The sequence below is a fragment of the Sulfitobacter sp. 1A15258 genome (assembly GCF_043557045.1).
GTDB lineage: Bacteria > Pseudomonadota > Alphaproteobacteria > Rhodobacterales > Rhodobacteraceae > Sulfitobacter > Sulfitobacter faviae.
In genome coordinates this window covers 808,388-830,428 of the sequence record NZ_JBIFFK010000001.1, presented here as the reverse complement: position 1 = coordinate 830,428, position 22,041 = coordinate 808,388, and the positions used below count along the sequence as shown (strand labels likewise).

The window sequence follows — 22,041 nt, the reverse complement described above, 5'->3', positions numbered from 1 at the left end:
GCGAGAGCCGCTCGCGCCTGATGCGTGTGGCGCTCTCCCAGTCACCGACGCCCACGACTACGCCGCAGGCTGGGTGAGCTGGGACAACGTCGCGTCGCGCATGTGATCTAGCGGCGGCGCGTGCGAGAGCCGCTCGCGCCTGATGCGTGTGGCGCTCTCCCAGTCACCGACGCCCACGACTACGCCGCAGGCTGGGTGAACTGGTACAACGTCGCGTCGCGCATGTGATCTAGCGGCGGCGCGTGCGAGAGCCGCTCGCGCCCGGTGCGTGTGGCGCACTCTCAGTCACCGACGCCCGCGGCTGCGCCGCAGGCTGGGTGAACTGGTACAACGTCGCGTCGCGTTTGTGATATGGCGGTGCGCCCTTACGGCCAGCCGGAACAAGACAGAAACCCCGCAGCCTGCTGCGGGGTTTTTTCGTTGGAACCCAAGACCCTTCGCGGATGTTTTTCTCCTGAGACTTCACGTCAAAAAAGGAGGACAACATGGCCGAGCGGAAGCGATCCAACGACGGTAGCAAGGAGACGGAAAAATTCCTCTCCGATACCGAAACGCCAGACCAAGGTGGCCGCGCCGGGGGTGATCTGCAAAAGGACGTTGGCACCCAAGACGCCATGCGCCGCGCCGAAAAGGGCGAAGACGGCGTGACCCGCGTCACCGGCGAAGACAAACGCAACCATGGAGAGCCTTCATGACCAAACTCAGCCAAGACACATGGGTGCTGATCGCGGATGGCGAAAAGGCCCTTTTCCTGCAAAACCACACGGACGGCGAAGACCCCTATCTTCAGGTCGTGCGCAAGGAAGAGCAGGAGAACCCACCGGCGCGGGAGCAAGCCGCCAACCGCCCCGGTCGGATGAGCGATGGTCCAAGCGGGCACCGCTCTGCCTTTGACGACACGGATTGGCATGAGCTGGAAAAAGAGCGATTTGCCAAGGACTTGTCGGACATCCTTTACAAGCTGGCCCATAAGGGCCGCTTTGATCGGATCGTCTTGGTGGCCCCTCCGGCAGTGCTGGGGGACCTACGCGATGACCTCCACAAAGAGGTGCAGAGCAAGGTGGTGGGGGAAATCCCCAAGACCCTGACGAACCACCCCATCGATGAGATCGAGAAGATCGTGGCCGGGGAATTGGCCCAAGCCTGAGTTTTCCCTTGGCGCGGGAATTGATTGCCTTCACAAGGAAGCAGTCTACCGCGCCAAGGATTTCCCATGACCGACACCACCAAGGGTTTCGCCGCCATGATCGCGGCCTGCTGTATCTGGGGGCTGTCGTCTATCTTCTACAAAATGCTGTCGCATGTGCCCGCCGCCGAGGTGTTGGCCCATCGCACCCTCTGGTCGCTCGTGTTCTTCGTGATCGTGCTGGCAGTGCAGCGGCGTTTGCGCGCGATCCTTGACGCGATGGTAGGGCCGCGGGCTTTTGGCCTGCTCGCTTTCGCGGCGCTGGTGATCGCGACGAACTGGTACCTCTTCATCTGGGCGGTCCAGAGCGGGCAGGCGACGGAGGCGGCCTTGGGCTATTACATCTTCCCGCTGGTCTCGGTCCTGTTGGGCCGTCTTGTCTTTGCCGAGCGGTTGAGCCCCGTACAGCTTTTCGCGGTCGGGTTGGTGACAGTCGCGGTCTCGCTGCTCACCTATGGCTTGGGCACCGCGCCTTGGCTCGCTATGGCGCTGGCGGCGTCTTTTGGGCTTTATGGGCTGGCGAAAAAGCGGTTGGCGGTGGGGCCGGTCGTCTCTGTCACCGCTGAGGTGCTGCTGTTGTCGCCCCTTGCGGTGCTCGTCCTGTGGCAAACGGGTGACAATGGAGCGGGGGCCTTCGGGGCCTCCTTCCGCGATACGGCGCTGCTGATACTCGCCGGGCCGATCACCGCGACGCCGCTGATCCTGTTCAGCTACGCGGCGCGGCGATTGTCGATGGCGACGGCCGGATTGCTGAGCTACATCAACCCGACCTTGCAGTTTTTCTGCGCCGTAGTCCTGTTTCGCGAACCGTTCACGGGCTGGCATGTGCAGGCCTTTGTGCTGATCTGGTGCGCGCTGGCGGTCTATTCCGTCAGCACCTTCCGTCAGGACAAAGCGCGGCGCAGAGCGCTGAGAGCGGCCTCGGCATCCGGCACCACGGTGACGTAATCCAGCAGCGTCGCATCGGCAAAGCCATGGGTCACGACATGGTTCATGAGCGACATGAAAGGATCCCAGTAACCGTTTGTGTTCACAAGGAAAATGGGTTTCTCATGCAGGCCCAACTGGCGCCATGTCAGCACCTCGAACAGCTCGTCCAATGACCCCGCGCCGCCGGGCAGAACCGCCACGGCGTCGCTGTTCATGAACATCACTTTTTTGCGCTCGTGCATCGTCTCGGTCACGATGTAGCGGGTAAGGTCGGTCTTGCCGACTTCCCATGCCACGAGATGCGCGGGGATCACGCCGAAGGTATCGCCGCCTGCGGCTTGGGCCGCACGCGCGACGCTGCCCATCAGGCCGACATCGCCCGCGCCATAGACCAGCCGCAGCCCGGCCTCGGCCAGACCCCGGCCCAGTGTTTCGGCGTCTTGGGTGAAGGCTTCGTCGTCGCCGGGGCGGGAGCCGCAATAGACACAGACAGAATGTTGCATGGTAAAGCGTCCTGTTGATTAGGAAAATTCGGCGCGGACCGTCTGCGCTTTTGACCCCTGTTAGCCTGCTTGCTAAAAAGGCTCAACCACAGGGGAAGTAGAGAATGTTCAAGGGATTTGGCCGGTTTGGCGGCATGGGGGCGATGGCGGCGGGTGCCTTTGCGGCGGCGGTGCTGGCGCTTGGCGCTTGGATCGGCAGCAAGCGCGGCGCGCCGGAGGAGGCGGCCCCCGAAACGGTGGCCGTGCTCCCCGAACGCGATGCCACCCCTGAGAATGCCACGCTGGTGCCGGATGCTGTGAAAGGTGTCTCGGTCGGCCCTGAGGGCGAGGCGGCAACGGAGCCCGAGGCGGCGCCGCAGGCGCCGGCCTTTGACGAAGTGCGCCGCGAAAGCGACGGGATGACGGTGATCGCGGGCCGCGCGGCGCCGGGCAGCACCGTGGCCGTGTTGAAGGATGGCGAAGAGGTGGCCCGCGCCACCGCCGATGGGGCCGGGAAATTCGCGACCCTTGCCATGATCCCGCCCGACGGCAAGGGCCATGTGCTGACGCTTTTGGGGCAGGACGGCGCGGCGGAGCTTGCTTCGGAAGAGGAGATTATTCTCACCCTTCGCGCAGTGCCAGTGCAGTTGGCGGAGGCCAATATCGCGCCGGAGGAAAGCCCGGTCGCGTCGGTTGAGGAGGGGGCCACAGAGCCGTACGAGGCGGCAGAGCCTGAAATCTCTGAGACCACGATGGAAGAGCCGATTCCGGCAACGACTAACGACGCCGAAGAGCAGAGCGCGGCAGCTACGGGTCAAAACCCAGCCGCTGCGCAGGCGGGGCAGGCGACCCCTCTAGCCGGAACGGCCACAGCCGAAGCGGAGCGCGCTGCGACCGACAGTGCGGACGCGCAAGACGCCGAGGCGGACCGAGGGCAGTCGACGCAAGACGAGGCTGGCACGGACGAAGATACCGTATCGACAGAGCAAGACCCGGCTATCTCCGAAGAGGAGGTTGCCTCCGCCCCCGCTCAGGCCACCCTGCTCTCCGATACCGGGACCGCTGACGTAGAGAGCAGAACATCGGAGCAACCCTCTCAAGCGATGCCGATGGCCGAAACAGGCACCGCGGAGGACGAAAGCGCGGCGGCGTTGGTTCAAGACAGTGCTGCCGAGCAGGGCGCGGATAGCAACACCGCGCCGTCCCAAGCCACGCCGATGGCCGGAACAGGCAGCGCCGAAGACGTGAGTGCCGCGACGGTAGAGCAAGACGATGCCGCCGAGCAGGGCGAAGTTACCAGCACAACACCGGCCCAAACCACACCAATGGCGGGGACGGGTACGGCTAAAGACGTGAACGCCGCGCCGTCGGAACAAGACGGTCCCGCCGATCAGGGGGCAGACACCAGCGCCACGTCTTCTCAAGCGACGCCGTTGGCGGAAACCGGCACCGATGAGGGCGACACCGCCGCGCCAAACGCTGACGCTGAGGCGCCACCTCAAGCCACACCACTGGCAGAGACGGGAACTACTGAGAGAGACGCCACCCTCGCGCAAACACCGCCCGCAGCCGTGACGGAGGCCCCGAACCTCGCCGACCGCAGCCCATCGGCGCCCGAGACCACAACCCCCGCCCCTTCGGAGGAGCTCGACACCGCTGCCGCACCGGCAAAGCCGCCCGCGCCCGCTCCGGTGTTGAAATCCACCGCCGAAGGGGTCGAACGGCTCGACACCGCGCCGCCGCAGGTGATGACCAATGTGGCGCTCGACACCATCGGTTACTCCGATCAGGGCGATGTGCAGCTGGCGGGCCGTGCCCAGCCGGACACCAGCGAAGTGCGCGTCTATCTCAACAACAACGCCGTCACCAGCTTGCCGGTCGATCAAGAGGGCCGCTGGCGCGGCGATCTGCCGAACGTCGATGAAGGCGTCTATACCCTGCGCGTGGATGAGCTTTCCCGCGGCGGCGATGTGACCAGCCGGGTAGAGACCCCCTTCAAACGCGAATCTCCCGAGGTGCTGGCCGCCGCCACCGAAGGGCTGACCGGCCCGCTCAGCGCGGTGACGGTGCAAAAAGGCGATACGCTCTGGGCAATCTCGCGTGCGCGCTATGGCGATCCTCTGCTCTATGTGAAGGTTTTCGAGGCCAATAGCGCAAATATCCGCGACCCCGATCTGATCTATCCCGGACAGGTCTTCGACCTGCCTGAAGAGCCGGCATCGGAGTGATCTGAGCGGCAAAACCGGGGCGGCATTCGCGGCGCGCAGAGCGGCTGTGCGCCGCCCGGTACTGGCAACCCAAGGCCATGGGGCCTATGTAGCCTGTAATCACTTCAGGAATTCCCATGCCAGCCGATACAGACCAATCTAACGCCGCGCGGCGGCGCGACCGCAAGACGCCCAAGCCCGAACGCATCCCCACAGAAGCCGAGATGATCGACGCCGCCGAGCGTCAGTCGGGCTTCTTGGTGCTGCGCAAGGTCGCGCCCTACCTCTGGCCCAAGGATATGCCATGGGTGAAACGCCGGGTGGTTCTGGCGATGCTGGCGCTGCTGGTGTCGAAGCTGATCATCGTCGCCACGCCGTTCTTCTACCGCGACGCGGTGGATGCGCTGGCGGGCGAGGGGACGCCGATGCTGGCGCTTGGCGCGATTGGTCTGACCGTGGCTTACGGCATGGCGCGGCTCATGGGGGTGGGCTTTCAACAGGTCCGCGATGCGGTGTTTGCCCGCGTCGGGCAGCGCGCCCTGCGGATGCTGGCGCTTGAGACCTTTCAGCACATCCACAAACTGTCGATGCGCTATCATATCACCCGCAAGACCGGGGGCCTCAGCCGGATCATCGAGCGAGGGGTCAAAGGTGTCGACTTTCTGCTGCGCTTCCTGCTCTTCTCCATCGGGCCGCTGATCCTTGAGCTGATCCTCGTGGGCGTGATCCTCGCCGTGCTCTTCGACGTCTGGTATCTGGCGGTCGTGGCGGTGACCATTGCGCTCTACGTCTGGTTCACCTTTGCCGTCACCGAATGGCGCGTGCGCCTGCGACGGCAGATGAACGACAGCGACACCGACGCCAACCAAAAGGCGATCGACAGCCTGCTGAACTATGAAACGGTGAAATACTTCGGCGCCGAGGGGCGCGAGGCGGCGCGTTATGACGCCGCGATGGCCGATTATGAGAACGCGGCGATCAAGACAAACTATTCGCTGGCCTTCCTGAACTTTGGCCAAGCTCTGATCATCACCGCAGGGCTCGTGGGGGTCATGGTCATGGCGGCGATGGGCGTGCAAAGCGGCGAGCTGAGCGTCGGCGACTTCGTCATGGTGAACTCCTACATGATTCAACTGACCGTGCCGCTGAACTTCCTTGGCACCGTTTACCGCGAGATCCGTCAGGCGCTTGTAGATATGGGGCAGATGTTTGGCCTGCTCGAACAACCGGCCGAGATTGACGACAAGCCAAACGCGCCGGACCTAAAGGTTACCGGTGGCCATGTGACGCTGGAAAACGTGCGCTTTGCCTATGACGCCGACCGCGAAATCCTCAAAGGCATCTCGCTTGAGGCGCGCCCCGGAGAGACGGTGGCGATCGTCGGCTCGACCGGCTCGGGCAAATCCACCATCGGGCGGCTGTTGTTCCGCTTCTACGATGTCGCGGGCGGGGCGCTCAAGATCGACGGGCAGGACGTGCGCGATGTCACCCAGCATTCGCTGCATATGGCGATTGGTGTGGTGCCGCAGGATACGGTGCTGTTCAACGACACCATCGGTTACAACATCGCCTATGGCCGCGATGGGGCGACGCAGGAAGAGGTCGAGGACGCGGCGCGCGCCGCGCAAATCCATAATTTCATCATGGCGCTGCCGCAGGGCTATGAGACCATGGTCGGCGAGCGGGGGCTGAAGCTTTCGGGCGGTGAGAAACAGCGCGTCGGCATCGCGCGGACCCTGCTGAAAGACCCGCCCATCCTGCTCTTGGATGAGGCCACAAGCGCGCTCGACAGCGAGACGGAGCATGAGATCCAAGACGCGCTGCGCCGCGCGGGCCAAGGGCGCACGGTGCTGACCATCGCCCACCGCCTCTCGACCATCGCCGAGGCCGACCGCATCGTCGTGTTGGAGAAGGGCGAGATCATCGAACAGGGCAGCCATGAGGTGCTGCTCGCCCAAGGTGGGCGCTATGCACAGCTTTGGCAGCGCCAACAGGCGGAAGAAGAGTAGACGGAGAAGCTGGCCCCGCCTTCTGTTTCGGCAGGCAGGCGGGGCATTGCCGCCGAGGGGTGCATTTGCGGGCGATCTGCTCTTGCACTGTGCGGGGCGGCGCATGATATCTACCGCCATGACCGATGTTTCGACCCCCTCGCAGACCTCGCTGCGCGCCCGCGCAGCCCGGCTGGCCGACCGCCCTTCGTTCCAGAATTTCATTCTGGGCGTGATTCTCTTTAACGCCGTGATCTTGGGGCTTGAAACCTCGGACGAGGTGATGGCGCAGGCCGGGCCGCTGATCCTGCTGCTGGACCGTATCTGTCTGGCCATTTTCGTCATCGAAATTGCGATCAAGCTTTTCGGGCGCGGGCTTGATTTCTTCAAACGCGGGTGGAGCATCTTTGACTTCGTCATCGTCGCCATCTCGCTGATCCCGGCCACCCAAGGGCTCAGCGTTCTGCGGGCCCTGCGCATCCTGCGGCTCTTGCGCGTCGTCTCGGTCGCGCCCTCGCTGCGCCGTGTGGTCGAGGGGTTGGTCAACGCGCTGCCCGGCATGGGCTCGGTCTTTTTGCTGATGGGGGTGATCTTTTACATCGCCTCGGTCATGGCCACCAAACTTTTTGGCGCGGATTTTCCGCAGTGGTTCGGCACGCTGGGCCAGTCGGGCTATTCGCTGTTCCAGATCATGACGCTCGAGTCGTGGTCCATGGGCATCGTGCGCCCGGTGATGGAGGTCTATCCCTATGCCTGGATGTTTTTCGTGCCCTTCATCATGGTCACCACCTTTGCGGTGGTGAACCTGCTCGTCGGTCTGATCGTGAACTCGATGCAAGACGCGCATCATGAGGAAAGCAACGAGCAGACCAACACCTACCGCGATGAGGTCATGTCGCGGCTGACCGATCTGGAAAACCTGATCAAGGCGCAGAACACCCCGCCCAAACCCTAAGAGGCCGGGGCGGGGAGAGGGCGTTATTCCTCGCCGATCGCCTTGGCGGTGAGATTGTCCAGCGCTTCGGTCATCTTGGTGAGATATTCCGCCTCTTCGGGCAGGCCGTGGGCGGTGACCAGCGTTTCAGGCGCGGCATAGGTCACATGCACGGCCCCCTCGCCATCGGCGTAGACCAGCACCCGCATCGGCAGGTCCAGCCCGGCGGTCTGGGCATCCTGCATCGCGGGCGTGCCGAGCTTTGGGTTGCCGAAGATCAAAAGCTGCGTCGGGCGCAATTCCATCTCGGCCTTTTCGGCCCCGGCGGCATGATCGACCCGGGCAAAGACCTCGGCCCCTGCTGCCTCGACCGCGCTTTCCAGTCGGTCCATCGTCGTGGGCACGTCATGGGGAGAGATTTTGGCCACCAAATCCTGCGCCAATGCGGGCATGGCCGCCATCACGACACCTGCCGCCAGTGCAATCGCTTTCATCATCGTCTCCTTTCGCTGCATTCTGCCCCTGACCTAGCGTGACGCGCCCCCGGGCCAAGCGGTCGGCGAAAAGGCGCTGCGGTTCGCTGGGTCTTGGCTTGGCTGGCCACGCGCGGTAAGAGGGGCAAAATCAGGCCGGGGGCAGGGCGCGATGAGCGATACCGACAGTTTTATTGACGAAGTGAACGAAGAGGTCCGCCGCGACCGGCTATACGGCTACCTGCGCCGCTATGGTTGGATCGCCGTGCTGGCCGTGGTGGCCATCGTCGGCGGCGCCGCGTGGAACGAATACAGCAAAGCACAGGAGCGGGCCGAGGCCGAAGCTCTGGGGGATGCGATGCTTGCCGCGCTCGAAGCGGATGCCAGCAATGCCCGCGCCGAAGCGCTCGCCCCGATTGAGGCCGATGGCCCCGGTGCCCGCGCCGTGCTGAACTTCATGCGCGCCGATGCGCTGGCCGAAGCGGGTGAGACCGATGCCGCTGTGGAGCAGCTTGATGCCGTGGCGCTCGACGGTGACCTCGCGCCGATCTACCGGGCCTTGGCGCAGTTCAAGATCGTGACCCTTCAGGGCCAATCGGTGCCCGTGGCCGAGCGGCGTCAGGCCCTCGAAGCGCTGGCCCAGCCGGGTGCACCGCTGCGCCTGCTGGCCGAAGAGCAATTGGCCCTGATCGACATCCAAGAGGGTGAGACCGACAAGGCCGTGGCGCGTTACCAAGCCATTCTTTCCGATGCGGAAACCACCCCGGACTTGCAACAACGCGCCCTTCAGGTGATTGTGGCCTTGGGTGAAGAACCGGGTGACGAGAGTGCCGCCGCAGAGGCCGCGCTGGAGATCCCCGAAGCAACGGGTGACTGACACATATCCACCCGCCAAAAATGGCGGGGGCGTGAAGGTTGAGGAAAGACAGAAAGTGAGCAGGTCCATGACGAAGCATCGCGAAACCGAACCCGGGCAAGCGGGTCTGCGGGGTCTGGGCATGGCGGGGGCCGTCGGTGCCGCGCTGCTGTTGACGGCCTGCGCGGATGAGCAGACCTATCTGCCGGGCAAACGCGAGGACGTGCGCGCGGTGCTGCAAAACCCCGGGGTGCAAGACCCTGCCTTTGCCGCCGCCACTGGCCCTGTGCCAGAGAATACCAGCCGCGCCATCGCTTTGGGCGGCACGGTGAACAACGCCAATTGGACCCATAGCATCGGCACCGCCGCGACCCGCATCAGCCATCCCGCGTTGCGCACGGCCTTGCAGCCGGTCTGGAGCGCCGATATCGGCGCGGGCGACAGCCGCAAACAACGTATCACCGCCGATCCGGTGGTGGCGGGCGGGCGTGTCTTCACGCTCGACGCCGGGGCGCAGGTCACCGCGACCTCGACCTCAGGCCAAACGCTCTGGACCCGTGACCTCACTCCCGCATCCGACCGCGAAGGCCAAGCCACCGGTGGCGGCCTCGCCGTGGATGGGGAAACGCTCTATGTCTCCGTGGGCTTTGGCGTTCTGGCCGCGCTCGACGTGACGACGGGCGGCGTGCGCTGGACCCAAGACCTTGACGCCACCGGTTCGGGCACGCCGACCGTCTCGGGCGATCTGGTCTATCTCACGGCGGGCGACGATACCGGCTGGGCGCTGGACAAGGCGACTGGCCGCATTCAGTGGCAAACCGGTGCGGTCACCAGCCTTAGCAACGTTTTGGGCGCGCCTGCGCCCGCCGTCACCAGCGATCTGGCGATCTTTGCCTTCGGCTCAGGCGAGGTGCAGGGGCTGTTCCGCCAAGGCGGGCTTGAGCGGTGGTCGACCTCTGTTCTGGGCAAACGTCCGGGCCGCGCGCTGAGCTTTGTGGGCGATGTGACAAGTGCGCCTGTGGTCTCGAACGGGACCGTCTATGTGGGCAATCATTCGGGCCGTCTGGCCGCACTCGACGTCGACAGCGGCGACCGTAAGTGGGTCGCACGTGACGGGGCGATCGGTGCGGTTTGGCCTGCAGGCGATTCTGTCTTTGCAGTCACGGACCTCAACGAACTGGTCCGGCTCGACGCCAGCACGGGCCGCCGCATCTGGGGCACGCCGCTGCCGAATTTCGTCAAGGACAAGCCCAAGAAGCAATCCGAAGTGGTGGCCCATTACGGCCCGATCATCGCCGGGGGGCGCGTGATCGTGGCTTCCAACGACGGGGTGCTGCGCAGCTTTGACCCCGTGAGCGGCGGGCTGACCGGCACCACCCAAATCCCCGGCGGGGCGACAACCGCCCCCGTCGTGGCGGGCGGCACGCTTTATGTCGTCTCCACCAAGGGGAAATTGCACGCTTTCCGTTAGGCCGCAAATAGGCTAAGGCGCGTGTCTGAACTGGCCCAACCGGGGCCCGGAGCCTGAATTATGTCCTTTACCCTTGCCATCGTGGGCCGTCCCAATGTCGGGAAATCCACGCTGTTCAACCGCCTTGTCGGCAAACGCCTTGCCTTGGTCGACGACCAGCCCGGCGTGACCCGCGACCTGCGCGAGGGGGCGGCGAAACTGGCCGACCTGCGCTTTACCGTGATCGACACCGCGGGGCTGGAAGAGGTCACCGACGACAGCCTGCAAGGCCGGATGCGCCGCCTGACCGAACGTGCGGTGGACATGGCCGATGTCTGCCTCTTCATGATCGACGCCCGCGTCGGCGTGACCCCCTCTGACATGGTCTTTGCCGAGATCCTGCGCAAGAAATCCGCCCATGTGATTCTCGCGGGCAACAAGGGGGAGGGCAAGGCCGCCGACGCCGGAATGATCGAGGCCTATTCGCTGGGTCTGGGCGAGCCCATTCGCATGTCCGCCGAACATGGCGAGGGGCTGACCGATCTTTACACCGCCCTGATGCCGCTGGCGGATGAATATGCCGAACGTGCCACCCAAGACGCGCCCGAGACGGATGTGGACCTGCCCGAGGATGACGCCGATCTCGAAGCCGAATCCCTGCCGATGCCGACCCGCGCCAAGCCCTTGCAGGTCGCCGTGGTGGGCCGCCCCAATGCTGGCAAGTCGACGCTGATCAACCAGATTCTGGGTGAGGACCGTCTGCTGACCGGGCCAGAGGCTGGGATCACCCGCGATGCGATCTCGCTGACCACCGAATGGGCCGGGCCGAATGGTGAGCCGGTGCCGATGCGCATTTTCGACACCGCCGGGATGCGCAAAAAGGCCAAGGTTCAGGAGAAGCTGGAAAAACTCAGCGTTAGCGACGGTCTGCGCGCGGTGAAATTCGCCGAGGTTGTGGTGCTTTTGCTCGACGCCGAAATCCCGTTCGAGCAGCAAGACCTGCGCATCGCCGATCTGGCCGAGCGTGAGGGCCGTGCCGTTGTCGTGGCCGTGAACAAATGGGACATCGAAGAGAACCGGCAGGAGAAACTGCGCGATCTTAAGGAAAGCTTCGAGCGGCTCTTGCCACAGTTGCGCGGTGCACCGCTGATCACCGTGTCCGCCAAGACGGGCAGGGGGCTTGACCGTCTGCAAGCCGCGATCATGCGGGCCTATGAGGTCTGGAACCGCCGTGTCACCACCGCACAGCTCAACCGCTGGCTCTCGGGGATGATGGAGGCGCATCCGCCCCCCGCGCCGCAGGGCAAGCGCATCAAGCTGCGCTATATGACCCAAGCCAAGACCCGCCCGCCGGGGTTCGTGGTGATGTGCAGCCACCCCGACAAGGTGCCGGACAGCTACACGCGCTATCTGGTCAACGGGTTGCGGTTGGATTTCGACATGCCCGGCACGCCGATCCGTCTGTGGATGCGCGGCCAGTCCGACGCCAACCCCTATAAGAACCGCAAGAAAGCGGCACCGTCGAAGCTGCGCAAGCACACCGACGGTCGCCGCAAGGACTAAGCGCGCTCAGCCGCGCCGAAACGCCCTGACGGTGGGCAGCGCCACTATGACGCTGCCCCCGAGCGCCAGATAGGCGACCAAGGCCGTCTCGCCCCAATTGGTCACGACCACGCCCACCAGCCCCCAGATCACCGCGATGCCATAGGTCGGTGTCCGCCCCAGAGCGGTCTGGACGATGGCGCCGATTGCAATCGCCAGTCCGACAAAGACCACCGCCGCTGTCTGCTCTTCCAAATAGCCGTATCCTGCGGCCAGAAGCGCCAGCGACACGCAGGAAGCGGCAGAGAGCCAGCCTGCGTAGAGCCCTACCGGGGCGGCGGCCCAGAGCGGGTCTTCGACCGGAGCAAGGAATAGGGCGATCAGCGCGGTGATCAGCATGATCCAGATCAGTATCGCGGCCCAAACGGGGCTCATGGTGGCCACGGCGAGCCATGTGGTCCCCACGGCGAGCGACAGGCAGAGCGGCACGCGCATGTCATGCCACTGCCCGTCCCGCGGCGCGCGCAACAGGCCATAGCCAAGGCCCGCGATCAGCCACAGGTAAATCACCCCCCAGATGGAAAAGGCATAGCCCGCAGGCTGCGCGGGCGGGTTGTCCTGCGGAATGGGGAATTGGTTCGGATCAAAGCCCGAAAAGCTGGGAACGAAAAAGGGTGAGATCGCGAAGGCGATGCTGAGCAGCAGGGCAAGCACGGCGATCAGGGTGCGGGAGGATTTGGGCAAGGTCGGCCTCGCGGGATTAGCTGTTGCGTTACAGCTAATCCTAGAGCGCCCGCGCGCCACGGCAACCAAGGGCCAGCGCCTACGCGGTCGCACCGCAAGTGCGCCCAAAATTATCTGGTACGCCCCCCGGCGGGGCGGGGCGGGCAGGCGAAGGCCCGACCCCTGCGGCGCGGATCGGGCCTAGCGGTGGCTCACCCTTAGGCGAGCACACCTTCCGCAGTGAGGGTCGTCTTGCCCCCCAGATAGGGCGCAAGCGCTTCGGGCAGTTTCACCGAGCCATCCGCCTGCTGGCCATTCTCCAACACCGCGATCAGGCAACGCCCAACCGCCAGCCCCGAGCCATTCAGCGTATGCACGAACTGCGGCTTGCCACCGCCTTCGGGCTTGAACCGCGCGTTCATGCGCCGCGCCTGAAAATCGCCGGTGGTCGAGACCGAGGAGATCTCACGGTAGCAATCCTGACCCGGCACCCAGGCTTCGATGTCATAGGTCCGCCGGGCGCCGAACCCCATGTCGCCGGTGCAGAGGATCACCGTCCGGTAGGGCACGCCGAGTTTTTCGAGGATGCCCTCGGCGCAAGCCACCATGCGCTGCTGCTCGGCGTCGCTCTCATCCGGGTGGGTGATCGAGACCATCTCGACCTTTTCGAACTGGTGTTGGCGCAGCATACCGGCGGTGTCGCGGCCTGCGCTTCCGGCCTCGGAACGGAAGCAGAGCGTATGGGCCGTCATGCGCATGGGTAGTGATCGTTCTTCGAGAGTATTATCGGCGATGCTATAAGTAAGCGTGACTTCTGAGGTTGGGATTAGCCAATAGTCTTCTTGCGTATCGGCTCTTTCGTAGGCCTCTTCCACAATGTCAGCGAGAGAGGCATCAGAGAGTTTATCCAGGATCTCAGGTTCAGATTTACTGTAGTCTTCCAGGGCCATTTTGCTAAGTCGAGCTCGGCTAGCCATTGAAGCTGCTACAAATGAATCGCCGCCAAATTTCGGCAGTTTGTCTGTACCGTACATTGCCGCATTGTTGACGAGAACAGGCGTGTTGTACTCTGTCAGCCCATTTTCATCCACATGGGTGTCGATCATGAATTGCGCCAGCGCGCGGTGCACCCGCGCCACGGCACCTTTCAGCATGACGAAACGCGCGCCCGAAGTCTTGGCGGCGGTCTCGAAATCCATGCCGGGTTTGACGCCTTTGATCTCGTAATGCTCAACCGGTTTGAAATCGAAGGCGGGCTTCTCACCCCAGTTCTTCACCTCGACATTGTCGTTCTCATCATCGCCTTGAGGCACGTCCTCGGCGGGGTTGTTGGGGATGCGGGCGAGCATATCGGTCAGCTTCGCGTCCAACTCCTGCGCCTCGGCGTTCATTGCGGCGACTTCGGCCTTCTTGTCGCTGACCAGCGCGCGCAGACGCTCGAACTCGGCCTCGTCGCCACGGCCCTTGGCTGCGCCGACTTCCTTGCTGGCCTTGTTCTGTTCGGCCTTGGCAGTCTCCGCGGCGGCGATCTTGGCGCGGCGCGCGGCATCGAGGGACAGCACCGCCTGCGACATCGGAGCCTCGCCCCGGCGGGCAAGAGCGGCGTCGAAACCTTCGGGATTGTCGCGGATGGCGCGGATGTCGTGCATGGGTCTGTCCTATGGATCGGGTGAATCGGTTTTGCTGCCTTATGCCTTAATGTGGGGTGCGGGGGTAGGGGCCGCAACCATGCGGCGATTGGCCCCGCGCGGGCGGGCAGGCGGCATCGGCTTTCCACCTTGCACCCCGCTGTCACCGCGCATAGCTTCTGGCCAAATTCTCAAGGCCCATTTTGCGGCCCAATACCCATCGAAAAGGACGACCCCCATGGAAGGCATCCAGCAATTCGTGCCGCTGATCCTGATCTTCGCGATCATGTATTTTCTGCTCATCCGCCCGCAGCAAAAGAAGGCGAAGGAACATCAGGCCATGGTGGCCGGTCTGCGTCGGGGCGATCAGGTCGTGACCCAAGGCGGCATCATCGGCAAGGTCTCCAAGGTCAAAGACGACGGTGAGCTTGAGGTGGAAATCGCCGAAGGCGTGAAAATTCGCGTGGTGCAGGCCACCATCGCCACCGTGGTCTCCAAGACCGAACCGGCGAAATAAACCCTACCCCGAGGCCGCAACCCAAAGGCGGAACTATGCTACAGATTGATCTGTGGAAGCGGATTGTCATTGTCCTGACCTGTCTGGCAGGGCTTTGGCTGGCGCTTCCCAATGCCTTTTACGCTCCTGTCGAAAAGCACAATGACGCCGTTGCGGCCATCGAGGTTCAGGGCAGTACGCCCGAACTGGAAGCGCAGCGCGCGCTTTGGCCTGAGTGGATGCCCTCGGGGCTGGTGAACCTTGGCCTCGATTTGCGCGGCGGTGCGCATCTGCTGGCCGAGGTGCAACTGGCCGATGTCTATGCCTCGCGCATGGAAGCACAATGGCCCGAGGTGCGCGACGCCCTGCGCAGCCTGACCCCGGTTCGCCGGCAAGAGGCGCCAGCGGGGGAATTGCGGGTCCGTCTGAACGATCCGTCGAAGATGGCCGAGGCGCTACAGATCACCCGTGATCTGGCCCGCCCCGTCACCACCGTGACCGGCGCAGGCGGCAGCGACATCGACGTGAGCGGGGCCGATGGCATCATCACCATCACCCTGTCGGATGCCGAGAAACAGGCGACCGACGAACGCACCATGCAGCAGAGCCTCGAAATCGTGCGCCGCCGCATTGACGAAGTCGGCACCCGCGAGCCGACGATCCAGCGTCAGGGCGCGGACCGCATCCTGATCCAAGTCCCCGGCATCGGTTCAGCGGCCGAATTGAAAGCCATCATCGGCACCACGGCGCAGCTGACCTTCAACCCGGTGGTGAACCGCGGCTCGAATGAGAACGACAACCCCGGCATCGGCAACGCCATCCTGCCCGCGGCGGATGAAGAAGGCGTCTTCTACACAATCGAGACCGCCCCCGTCGTCACCGGCGAGCAATTGGTCGACGCGCAGCCCAGCTTTGACCAGAACGGCGCGCCTGCCGTGTCTTTCCGCTTTGACACCTCCGGTGCGCGCAAGTTCGGCGATTACACGGCAGAAAACATCGGCTCGCCCTTCGCCATCGTGCTCGACGATGAAGTCATCAGCGCGCCGACGATCCAGAGCCATATTCCCGGCGGGTCGGGCATCATCACCGGGCGCTTCTCGGTCGAGGAAAGCACCAACCTTGCCGTGCTGCTGCGCGCAGGCGCGCTGCCCGCGGGGCTGAGCTTTGTCGAAGAGCGCACCATCGGGCCGGAACTGGGCCAAGACAGCATCGACGCGGGCAAGATCGCGACCATGGTCGCCTTTGTCGCCGTGCTGTGCTTCATGTGGGCGTCCTACGGGCTGTTCGGCTTTTTCGCCAATATCGCGCTGATCATCAATGTCGGGCTGATCTTTGGCCTGTTGAGCCTGATCGGTGCCACGCTGACGCTTCCGGGCATCGCCGGGATCGTGCTGACCGTCGGCATGGCGGTCGACGCCAACGTGCTGATTTTCGAGCGTATCCGCGAAGAGCAGCGCAACGCCAAGGGTGCCGCGCGGGCGATCTCACTGGGGTATGAGCGTGCGCTCAGCGCCATTCTGGATGCCAATATCACCACTTTCATCGTGGCGGTCATCCTCTTCGCTCTCGGCTCTGGCCCGGTGCGCGGCTTTGCCGTGACGCTGGGGCTGGGCATCGTCACATCGGTTTTCACCGCCTTCTTCGTCACCCGCTTGCTGGTGGTGATCTGGTTTGAACGCCGCCGTCCCAAGACAATCGAGGTTTGACATGCGACTGAAGCTGGTACCCGACAATACGAACTTCGATTTCTTCGGCTATGCCAAGATCACCTTCGGCGCCTCCGTGGTGCTGATGGTCCTGTCCCTGATCGCTTGGGGCGTGATGGGGCTGAACTTTGGCATCGACTTCCGCGGCGGCACCACGCTGCGGACCGAAAGCACCCAAGCCGTCGACGTGGGCGAATACCGCGATGCGCTCGCGCCGCTTGAATTGGGCGACGTCACGATTTCCGAGGTCTTCGACCCCGGTTTCGGCGCAGACCGCCATGTGGCGATGATCCGCGTGCAGGCTCAAGAGGGGCAGCAGGCGGCGACGACCGACACGATCGAAACCATCGAAGCGGCACTGCAGAGCGTCGCCCCCGATATCAAGTTCACCTCTGTCGAATCCGTGGGGCCGAAGGTTTCGGGTGAGCTGATCCAGACCGCCTTCCTTGCCGTGGGCGGGGCGCTGGCGGCGATCCTGATCTACATCTGGTTGCGGTTCGAATGGCAGTTCTCGGTCGGCGCGGTGGTGGCCCTGTTCCACGACGTGGTGCTGACCATCGGTTTGTTCTCGCTCCTCCAGATCCGTTTCGACCTGCCGGTCGTGGCGGCGATCCTGACGATCATCGGCTATTCGATCAACGACACCGTGGTGATCTTTGACCGCCTGCGGGAGAATCTGCGCAAATACAAAAAGCGCCCCCTGCGGGATGTGATGAACCTCAGCGTGAACGAGACGCTGAGCCGTACGCTGATGACCTCGGGCACCACCTTGCTCGCTCTTATCGCGCTGCTGATCTTGGGCGGTGACGTGATCCGCGCCTTCGTCTTTGCCATCACATGGGGCGTGATCGTCGGCACCTATTCCTCGGTCTATGTGGCCAAGAACGTGGTGCTTTACCTTGGCGTGAAACGCGACTGGTCCAAGCCTGACGCGGGCGCGGGCACGCAATTCGCCAATATTGATGCCTGACCTGCTGGCGCAGGCCATCGCCACCCCCGGGGTGGCATGGCTTGCGCTGGCCGTGATCGTGGCGGGGTTGGTGCGCGGCTTTGCCGGTTTCGGCTCTGCCATGATCATCATGCCCGTCGCGGCCTCTGTCCTCTCTCCGGTTGAAGCGATTCTGTTTCTCACCGCTGCCGAATTGATCGGCCCCCTGCCAAACCTCCCCGATGCCCTGCGCGAGGGCGCGCCCCGCGAAGTGGGGCGGCTGCTGCTCGGCGTGCTGATCGGGATGCCACTGGGGCTCTGGGGGCTGTCGCTAATCTCGCCCGAGGGGTTCGGCTGGATCGTCTCGGGCGTGGTGCTGGGGCTTCTGGCGCTGCTGCTCGCGGGCTGGCGCTATCACGGGCCGCTTGGCGCGAAGCTGGTGACGGCCACCGGGGCTCTGGGTGGCTTTATGACCGGTTTCGCGGGCATCGCCGGGCCGCCGGTGATCCTGCTCTATATGGCAAGCCGCAGGCCCGCTGCGGTGATCCGCGCGAATTTCCTGCTCTATCTTCTGGGGCTCGACCTGATGCTTTTTGCCATGCTCGCCGCGACGGGGCAGGTGGTCTGGCCGGTGCTGTGGCTGGGCCTCTTGGCCGGGGTGCCCAATGTCATCGCCAATATCATCGGGGCGCGGCTATTTGACCCAAAGCGAGAGCGGCTTTTTCGCGCGGTGGCCTATATCGTCATCGCCGCATCGGCTATCCTCGGCCTGCCGCTGTGGAATATCTGAGCCTGTGAGGGATGTAACATGCGATTGAACGAGATCACCTATACCGACGCCAAACCGATCGACGGCTACGGCCCCGGCTTCTTCCGCATCGATGGCGAGGTCGTGGAGGGCGCGCAGGTGATCGGCCCGGAGGGCATCACCGGCTGGGGCGGACTGGCCGATCCCGCGCCGGTGCTGGCGCTGGCAGGCAAGGTCGACGTGGTCTTTCTCGGCACCGGGTCGGAGGTGGCGCATATCCCCGATGACCTGCGTGAGACCTTGGAAGAGGCCGGGCTGGGGGTCGAGGTCATGTCCTCTCCCGCCGCCTGCCGCACCTACAACATTCTGCTGAGCGAGGGGCGGCGCATCGCGCTGGCCCTCTTGCCGGTCTAAGGGCGGAGCGGCGCGGCCAGTGCAAGTCAGCAACCTTAGCGTCGCACGCGGCGGGGTGCCCGTGCTCTCGGGCCTATCCTTCGCGCTGGCGGCGGGGGAGGCTTTGGTGCTGCGCGGCCCGAACGGGGCCGGGAAGACGACGCTGCTGCGCTGTATTGCAGGGCTGCAAGCGCCGCTCACGGGGCAGATCGAGGGGGCGGAGGACCGTGTCGCCTATGCCGCCCACGCAGATGGGCTGAAATCCATGCTGACCGTACGCGAGAACCTGAGCTTTTGGGCGCAGGTCTTTGGCAACACTGACATTTCCGCTGCACTTGATGGCTATGCGCTGCGCCCTTTGGCGGACCGTTTGGCTGCGACCCTCTCCGCCGGGCAAAAGCGCCGTTTGGGCTTGGCGCGGCTCTTGGTGACGGGGCGGCCGATCTGGGTTTTGGATGAGCCGACGGTCTCGCTCGACGCGGATGCGGTGGCACTGTTCGGCGCTGTCCTGCGCGGGCATTTGGCGTCGGGCGGATCGGCCCTCATGGCCACGCATATCGATCTGGGGGTGGAGGCGCGCATGCTTGACATCAGCACCTACCGTGCGGCCCCCGACGCCGATCTCGGCGCCAGCGATGCGGCCTTTCTATGAAGGCGTTGCTGCTGCGAGACTTGCGTTTGGCGTTGCGGGCGGGCGGGGGCTTCGGCCTTGGCTTGGCGTTTTTCTTGATCGTGACGATGCTGGTGCCCTTCAGCGTCGGGCCGGAGGCCACGCTGCTGCGCGCGATTGCGCCCGGTGTGCTTTGGCTTGGGGCGCTGCTGGCCTGCCTTCTGTCGCTCGATCGGCTGCTGGCGCTCGACCTCGAAGACGGCTCGCTGGAACTGCTGTTGACCGCTCCGTTGCCGCTGGAAGGGGCGCTGGCGATCAAGGCTTTGGCGCATTGGCTGACCACGGGACTGCCGCTGGTTCTGGCGGCGCCCTTTCTGGGGGTGATGCTGCAACTCGAGGCATCGGGGCATCTGTGGCTGCTGCTCTCGCTGGCGCTCGGCACGCCCGCGCTGTCGGTGATCGGCATGTTTGGCGCGGCGCTGACGGTGGGGATCAAACGCGGCGGGCTGCTGCTGTCGCTGCTGGTGCTGCCGCTCTATATTCCGACGCTGATTTTCGGGGCCGAAGTCGCCCGGCGCGGGGCGGCGGGCTTGGAGGCCACGACGCCGCTTTTGATGCTGGCGGGGCTGACGCTGGCCGTGGTGGCCTTGATGCCATTTGCCGCAGCCGCCGTGCTACGGATGGGGTTGCGATGACCCCAACAAATCGTGCATTGAGCACCACCCAACCGCGCGATAGGTAGTCTGCATGTCCCTTTGGCAATACGCAAATCCGGTCAAATTCCTTGCGCTTTCGCAGCGCGTGCAACCTGCGCTTTGGGTGCTGGCGGCGGCTTTCGTAAGTGTGGGCTTGCTTTGGGGGTTTTTCGGCACGCCTGATGACGCGCGGCAGGGCAGCACGGTCAAGATCATCTACCTGCATGTGCCCGCCGCCCTGATGGCGATCAACGCGTGGTTCATGATGCTGGTGGCCTCGCTCATCTGGTTGATCCGCCGTCACCACGTCAGCGCATTGGCGGCCAAGGCCGCGGCCCCCGTGGGGCTGGTGATGACGCTGATTGCGCTGGTCACGGGGGCGATTTGGGGCCAGCCGATGTGGGGGACATGGTGGGCGTGGGATCCGCGGCTCACGTCCTTCCTGATCCTCTTCCTCTTCTATCTGGGATATATCGCGCTGTGGCAGGCGGTCGAAGACCCGGATACCGCTGCCGATCTGACTTCGGTCCTTTGCCTCGTTGGCTCCGTCTTTGCGGTGCTGTCACGCTATGCGGTGCAGTTCTGGAACCAAGGGTTGCACCAAGGCACCTCGATCCCCGTGGCCACGGGCAACCGCAGCGTGGCGGATGTTTTCTTTTACCCGCTGGTCCTGGCAATGCTGGGCTTTGGCCTGCTGTTTCTGGCGCTGGTGGTTTACCGCACGGGCACCGAGATTCGCCTGCGCCGTACGGCGGCGCTCAGGGCGCGGATGAATAGGGGGGCGTGATGCCGGATCTTGGAAAATACGCGGGCGAGGTGCTCTCGGCCTATGCCGTATCTCTGCTGCTTCTGGCAGCGCTGATCGGCTTGACCCTCTGGCGCGGTCGCGCGGCGCGCCGGGCTTTGGAAGAGACAGAGCAGGAGGCCGGACGCCGTGGCTAAACTCTCGCCCATGATGATCGCGCCGCCGGTGATCTTTGCCGCCTTCGTCGCACTGGCCGCCGTTGGCATGTACCGCGACGATCCCGAGGGGCTGCCCTCGACGCTGGTGGGCCAACAGGCGCCTGCCATGCCCGAAGCCACGCTGCCCGGCTATCCGCAGGCCACGGATGACATGCTGCGGGGAGGGCAAGTGAGCTTGGTGAACTTCTGGGCCAGCTGGTGCCCGCCTTGCCGTGCCGAACACCCCAAACTGCTTGAGATGCAGGCCGAGGGGATGAACATCATCGGCGTCAATTTCAAGGATACCGAGAAGAACGCGACCGCCTATCTCGAAGACGAAGAGAGCCCCTTTGCCGGGGTCGGTTTCGATCCGCAGGGGCGTGTGGCAATCGACTGGGGCGTGACCGCGCCGCCGGAGACTTTCATCGTCGACGGGGACGGCACGGTGTTGTTCCGCTTTGCCGGGCCGCTGGTCGGCAGCGATTACGAACAGCGGTTCCTCCCGGCCCTGCGGGATGCGATCACCCGCTGATCTTTTCGGCGTATTCGACCAAACGTTTCGCCTGATAGGCGACGGATTTCTTGCCAGTCTCACTCAGCGGGCCGGGTTCGCAGGAGTATCCGTAGGGGTTGCCGCCATCTTCGAATTTGATGCCATCGGCATAGCCCGGCGGCACGATGATCGCCCCCCAGTGCATCGCAGTGACATAGATCGACTGAAGCGTCGTTTCCTGCCCGCCATGCGGGTTCTGCGCCGAAGTGGTCGCCGTGATCGCCTTATTGGCGAGCGCCCCTGACTGCCAGAGCGGCCCCAGCGTGTCGATGAAGGCGCGGAACTGGCTGGCGGCGACGCCAAAGCGGGTGGGGGCCGAGATGAAATAGCCATCGGCCCATTCCATGTCCTCGGGTTTGGCCTCGGGGATGTCTTGCATCTTGTCCAACTGGGCGCGCCACGCGTCTTGGCCATCGACAACGGCCTGCGGGGCGGTCTCGGCGCAGCGGCGCAGGCGGACCTCGGCGCCTGCCTCTTCGGCGGCGCGCGCGGCTTGCTCTGCGATGGCGTGGTTGGTCCCATAGGTGGAGTAGAACAGAACGGTGATTTTCGGGCTCATGGTTTCTCCTTT

At 64.3% G+C, this 22,041-nt stretch carries 24 protein-coding genes; 19 read left to right on the top strand and 5 right to left on the bottom strand.

The annotated features are described in order from the left end of the window. Nucleotides 1–485 precede the first annotated feature (485 nt). The 3 genes from ACGYK9_RS04155 to rarD all read left to right on the top strand — a co-directional run bounded on the left by ACGYK9_RS04155 (nt 486) and on the right by rarD (nt 2,134). The gene (locus ACGYK9_RS04155; protein WP_067266439.1) at nt 486–695 is read left to right on the top strand and encodes a hypothetical protein; all 210 of its coding nucleotides are present in this window, start codon (nt 486–488) and stop codon (nt 693–695) included. Then, nucleotides 692–1,147, top strand: coding sequence for a host attachment family protein (locus tag ACGYK9_RS04150; protein WP_209218648.1), 456 nt, complete (start codon nt 692–694; stop codon nt 1,145–1,147). Before ACGYK9_RS04155 ends, ACGYK9_RS04150 begins: the two co-directional genes overlap by 4 nt. A 66-nt stretch (nt 1,148–1,213) precedes the next feature. Next, entirely contained in the window at nt 1,214–2,134 is a 921-nt protein-coding gene (gene rarD / locus ACGYK9_RS04145; RefSeq protein WP_067266431.1) for an EamA family transporter RarD, read from the top strand. Here the strand turns inward: rarD and ACGYK9_RS04140 are convergent. Beyond that, nucleotides 2,071–2,619 carry a TIGR00730 family Rossman fold protein gene (locus ACGYK9_RS04140; protein ID WP_394408912.1) on the bottom strand — a complete coding sequence of 183 codons (549 nt, stop codon included), beginning with the start codon at nt 2,617–2,619 and terminating at the stop codon, nt 2,071–2,073. The two genes, rarD and ACGYK9_RS04140, sit on opposite strands and share 64 nt — an antisense overlap. Before the next feature lie 104 nt (nt 2,620–2,723). Between ACGYK9_RS04140 and ACGYK9_RS04135 the strand changes: the two genes are divergently transcribed. From ACGYK9_RS04135 to ACGYK9_RS04125, 3 genes are all read left to right on the top strand, one after another. Next, nucleotides 2,724–4,826 carry a LysM peptidoglycan-binding domain-containing protein gene (locus ACGYK9_RS04135; RefSeq protein WP_394408909.1) on the top strand — a complete coding sequence of 701 codons (2,103 nt, stop codon included), beginning with the start codon at nt 2,724–2,726 and terminating at the stop codon, nt 4,824–4,826. Between the two features lie 116 nt (nt 4,827–4,942). Further along, on the top strand, nt 4,943–6,814 hold the full coding sequence (locus tag ACGYK9_RS04130; RefSeq protein ID WP_394408906.1) for an ABCB family ABC transporter ATP-binding protein/permease: 1,872 nt from the start codon (nt 4,943–4,945) through the stop codon (nt 6,812–6,814). A 103-nt stretch (nt 6,815–6,917) separates the two neighbouring features. Further along, a complete protein-coding gene (locus ACGYK9_RS04125) occupies nt 6,918–7,748 on the top strand; it encodes an ion transporter (RefSeq protein WP_394408903.1) in 831 nt (276 codons plus the stop codon). Nucleotides 7,749–7,771: 23 nt separating this feature from the next. On the opposite strand, the gene ACGYK9_RS04120 is transcribed toward ACGYK9_RS04125, so the two are convergent. After that, nucleotides 7,772–8,221, bottom strand: coding sequence for a DUF302 domain-containing protein (locus ACGYK9_RS04120; protein WP_394408900.1), 450 nt, complete (start codon nt 8,219–8,221; stop codon nt 7,772–7,774). A gap of 151 nt (nt 8,222–8,372) precedes the next feature. Between ACGYK9_RS04120 and ACGYK9_RS04115 the strand changes: the two genes are divergently transcribed. From ACGYK9_RS04115 to der, 3 genes are all read left to right on the top strand, one after another. Next, nucleotides 8,373–9,077 (top strand): hypothetical protein, encoded by a 705-nt coding sequence (locus ACGYK9_RS04115; protein ID WP_394408897.1) that lies wholly within the window; start codon nt 8,373–8,375, stop codon nt 9,075–9,077. A 67-nt stretch (nt 9,078–9,144) separates the two neighbouring features. Continuing rightward, nucleotides 9,145–10,527 (top strand): PQQ-binding-like beta-propeller repeat protein, encoded by a 1,383-nt coding sequence (locus ACGYK9_RS04110; protein ID WP_394408894.1) that lies wholly within the window; start codon nt 9,145–9,147, stop codon nt 10,525–10,527. A 60-nt stretch (nt 10,528–10,587) separates the two neighbouring features. Further along, a complete protein-coding gene (der, locus tag ACGYK9_RS04105; RefSeq protein ID WP_394400526.1) occupies nt 10,588–12,069 on the top strand; it encodes a ribosome biogenesis GTPase Der in 1,482 nt (493 codons plus the stop codon). A gap of 6 nt (nt 12,070–12,075) precedes the next feature. On the opposite strand, the gene ACGYK9_RS04100 is transcribed toward der, so the two are convergent. Continuing rightward, complete coding sequence (locus ACGYK9_RS04100; protein WP_394408891.1) at nt 12,076–12,792, bottom strand: hypothetical protein; 717 nt, start codon at nt 12,790–12,792, stop codon at nt 12,076–12,078. A gap of 197 nt (nt 12,793–12,989) precedes the next feature. Continuing rightward, a complete protein-coding gene (serS, locus tag ACGYK9_RS04095; RefSeq protein ID WP_394408888.1) occupies nt 12,990–14,420 on the bottom strand; it encodes a serine--tRNA ligase in 1,431 nt (476 codons plus the stop codon). Between the two features lie 217 nt (nt 14,421–14,637). Here serS and yajC point away from each other — a divergent pair, with 217 nt between their 5' ends. From yajC to ACGYK9_RS04045, 10 genes are read left to right on the top strand one after another with little or no spacing between them, the layout of a single operon-like run. Continuing rightward, nucleotides 14,638–14,916: a preprotein translocase subunit YajC gene (yajC, locus tag ACGYK9_RS04090; RefSeq protein WP_067627241.1), complete on the top strand. Its 279-nt coding sequence runs from the start codon at nt 14,638–14,640 to the stop codon at nt 14,914–14,916. Nucleotides 14,917–14,951: 35 nt separating this feature from the next. After that, nucleotides 14,952–16,601 (top strand): protein translocase subunit SecD, encoded by a 1,650-nt coding sequence (gene secD, locus ACGYK9_RS04085; protein ID WP_394408885.1) that lies wholly within the window; start codon nt 14,952–14,954, stop codon nt 16,599–16,601. Nucleotide 16,602: 1 nt separating this feature from the next. Then, entirely contained in the window at nt 16,603–17,571 is a 969-nt protein-coding gene (secF, locus tag ACGYK9_RS04080) for a protein translocase subunit SecF (protein ID WP_394408882.1), read from the top strand. After that, entirely contained in the window at nt 17,564–18,319 is a 756-nt protein-coding gene (locus tag ACGYK9_RS04075; RefSeq protein WP_394408879.1) for a sulfite exporter TauE/SafE family protein, read from the top strand. The genes secF and ACGYK9_RS04075 overlap by 8 nt, the downstream gene beginning before the upstream one ends. An 18-nt stretch (nt 18,320–18,337) precedes the next feature. Continuing rightward, complete coding sequence (locus ACGYK9_RS04070) at nt 18,338–18,691, top strand: Mth938-like domain-containing protein (RefSeq protein WP_067266397.1); 354 nt, start codon at nt 18,338–18,340, stop codon at nt 18,689–18,691. Nucleotides 18,692–18,710: 19 nt separating this feature from the next. Next, nucleotides 18,711–19,322, top strand: coding sequence for a heme ABC exporter ATP-binding protein CcmA (gene ccmA, locus ACGYK9_RS04065; RefSeq protein ID WP_394408876.1), 612 nt, complete (start codon nt 18,711–18,713; stop codon nt 19,320–19,322). Next, nucleotides 19,319–19,975: a heme exporter protein CcmB gene (ccmB, locus tag ACGYK9_RS04060; RefSeq protein WP_394408873.1), complete on the top strand. Its 657-nt coding sequence runs from the start codon at nt 19,319–19,321 to the stop codon at nt 19,973–19,975. The genes ccmA and ccmB overlap by 4 nt, the downstream gene beginning before the upstream one ends. Before the next feature lie 52 nt (nt 19,976–20,027). After that, nucleotides 20,028–20,762, top strand: a complete 735-nt coding sequence (gene ccmC / locus ACGYK9_RS04055; protein ID WP_067266389.1) for a heme ABC transporter permease CcmC — start codon at nt 20,028–20,030, stop codon at nt 20,760–20,762. Beyond that, the gene (ccmD, locus tag ACGYK9_RS04050; protein WP_394408871.1) at nt 20,762–20,917 is read left to right on the top strand and encodes a heme exporter protein CcmD; all 156 of its coding nucleotides are present in this window, start codon (nt 20,762–20,764) and stop codon (nt 20,915–20,917) included. The genes ccmC and ccmD overlap by 1 nt, the downstream gene beginning before the upstream one ends. A gap of 13 nt (nt 20,918–20,930) precedes the next feature. Further along, nucleotides 20,931–21,449 carry a DsbE family thiol:disulfide interchange protein gene (locus tag ACGYK9_RS04045; RefSeq protein WP_322329688.1) on the top strand — a complete coding sequence of 173 codons (519 nt, stop codon included), beginning with the start codon at nt 20,931–20,933 and terminating at the stop codon, nt 21,447–21,449. On the opposite strand, the gene ACGYK9_RS04040 is transcribed toward ACGYK9_RS04045, so the two are convergent. Next, nucleotides 21,439–22,029, bottom strand: a complete 591-nt coding sequence (locus tag ACGYK9_RS04040; protein WP_394408868.1) for an NAD(P)H-dependent oxidoreductase — start codon at nt 22,027–22,029, stop codon at nt 21,439–21,441. The genes ACGYK9_RS04045 and ACGYK9_RS04040 overlap by 11 nt on opposite strands. Between the last annotated feature and the right edge of the window lie 12 nt (nt 22,030–22,041).

Coding starts and splice junctions, on each gene's coding strand:
- ACGYK9_RS04155 (WP_067266439.1), top strand. CDS start 486: ATGGCCGAGCGGAAGCGATCCAACGACGGTAGCAAGGAGACGGAAAAA.
- ACGYK9_RS04070 (WP_067266397.1), top strand. CDS start 18,338: ATGCGATTGAACGAGATCACCTATACCGACGCCAAACCGATCGACGGC.
- secF (WP_394408882.1), top strand. CDS start 16,603: ATGCGACTGAAGCTGGTACCCGACAATACGAACTTCGATTTCTTCGGC.
- ccmC (WP_067266389.1), top strand. CDS start 20,028: ATGTCCCTTTGGCAATACGCAAATCCGGTCAAATTCCTTGCGCTTTCG.
- rarD (WP_067266431.1), top strand. CDS start 1,214: ATGACCGACACCACCAAGGGTTTCGCCGCCATGATCGCGGCCTGCTGT.
- ccmD (WP_394408871.1), top strand. CDS start 20,762: ATGCCGGATCTTGGAAAATACGCGGGCGAGGTGCTCTCGGCCTATGCC.
- yajC (WP_067627241.1), top strand. CDS start 14,638: ATGGAAGGCATCCAGCAATTCGTGCCGCTGATCCTGATCTTCGCGATC.
- serS (WP_394408888.1), bottom strand. CDS start 14,420: ATGCACGACATCCGCGCCATCCGCGACAATCCCGAAGGTTTCGACGCC.
- secD (WP_394408885.1), top strand. CDS start 14,952: ATGCTACAGATTGATCTGTGGAAGCGGATTGTCATTGTCCTGACCTGT.
- ACGYK9_RS04125 (WP_394408903.1), top strand. CDS start 6,918: ATGATATCTACCGCCATGACCGATGTTTCGACCCCCTCGCAGACCTCG.
- ACGYK9_RS04040 (WP_394408868.1), bottom strand. CDS start 22,029: ATGAGCCCGAAAATCACCGTTCTGTTCTACTCCACCTATGGGACCAAC.
- ccmB (WP_394408873.1), top strand. CDS start 19,319: ATGAAGGCGTTGCTGCTGCGAGACTTGCGTTTGGCGTTGCGGGCGGGC.
- ACGYK9_RS04120 (WP_394408900.1), bottom strand. CDS start 8,221: ATGAAAGCGATTGCACTGGCGGCAGGTGTCGTGATGGCGGCCATGCCC.
- der (WP_394400526.1), top strand. CDS start 10,588: ATGTCCTTTACCCTTGCCATCGTGGGCCGTCCCAATGTCGGGAAATCC.
- ACGYK9_RS04150 (WP_209218648.1), top strand. CDS start 692: ATGACCAAACTCAGCCAAGACACATGGGTGCTGATCGCGGATGGCGAA.
- ACGYK9_RS04130 (WP_394408906.1), top strand. CDS start 4,943: ATGCCAGCCGATACAGACCAATCTAACGCCGCGCGGCGGCGCGACCGC.
- ACGYK9_RS04115 (WP_394408897.1), top strand. CDS start 8,373: ATGAGCGATACCGACAGTTTTATTGACGAAGTGAACGAAGAGGTCCGC.
- ACGYK9_RS04135 (WP_394408909.1), top strand. CDS start 2,724: ATGTTCAAGGGATTTGGCCGGTTTGGCGGCATGGGGGCGATGGCGGCG.
- ACGYK9_RS04140 (WP_394408912.1), bottom strand. CDS start 2,619: ATGCAACATTCTGTCTGTGTCTATTGCGGCTCCCGCCCCGGCGACGAC.
- ACGYK9_RS04110 (WP_394408894.1), top strand. CDS start 9,145: ATGACGAAGCATCGCGAAACCGAACCCGGGCAAGCGGGTCTGCGGGGT.
- ACGYK9_RS04075 (WP_394408879.1), top strand. CDS start 17,564: ATGCCTGACCTGCTGGCGCAGGCCATCGCCACCCCCGGGGTGGCATGG.
- ACGYK9_RS04045 (WP_322329688.1), top strand. CDS start 20,931: ATGATCGCGCCGCCGGTGATCTTTGCCGCCTTCGTCGCACTGGCCGCC.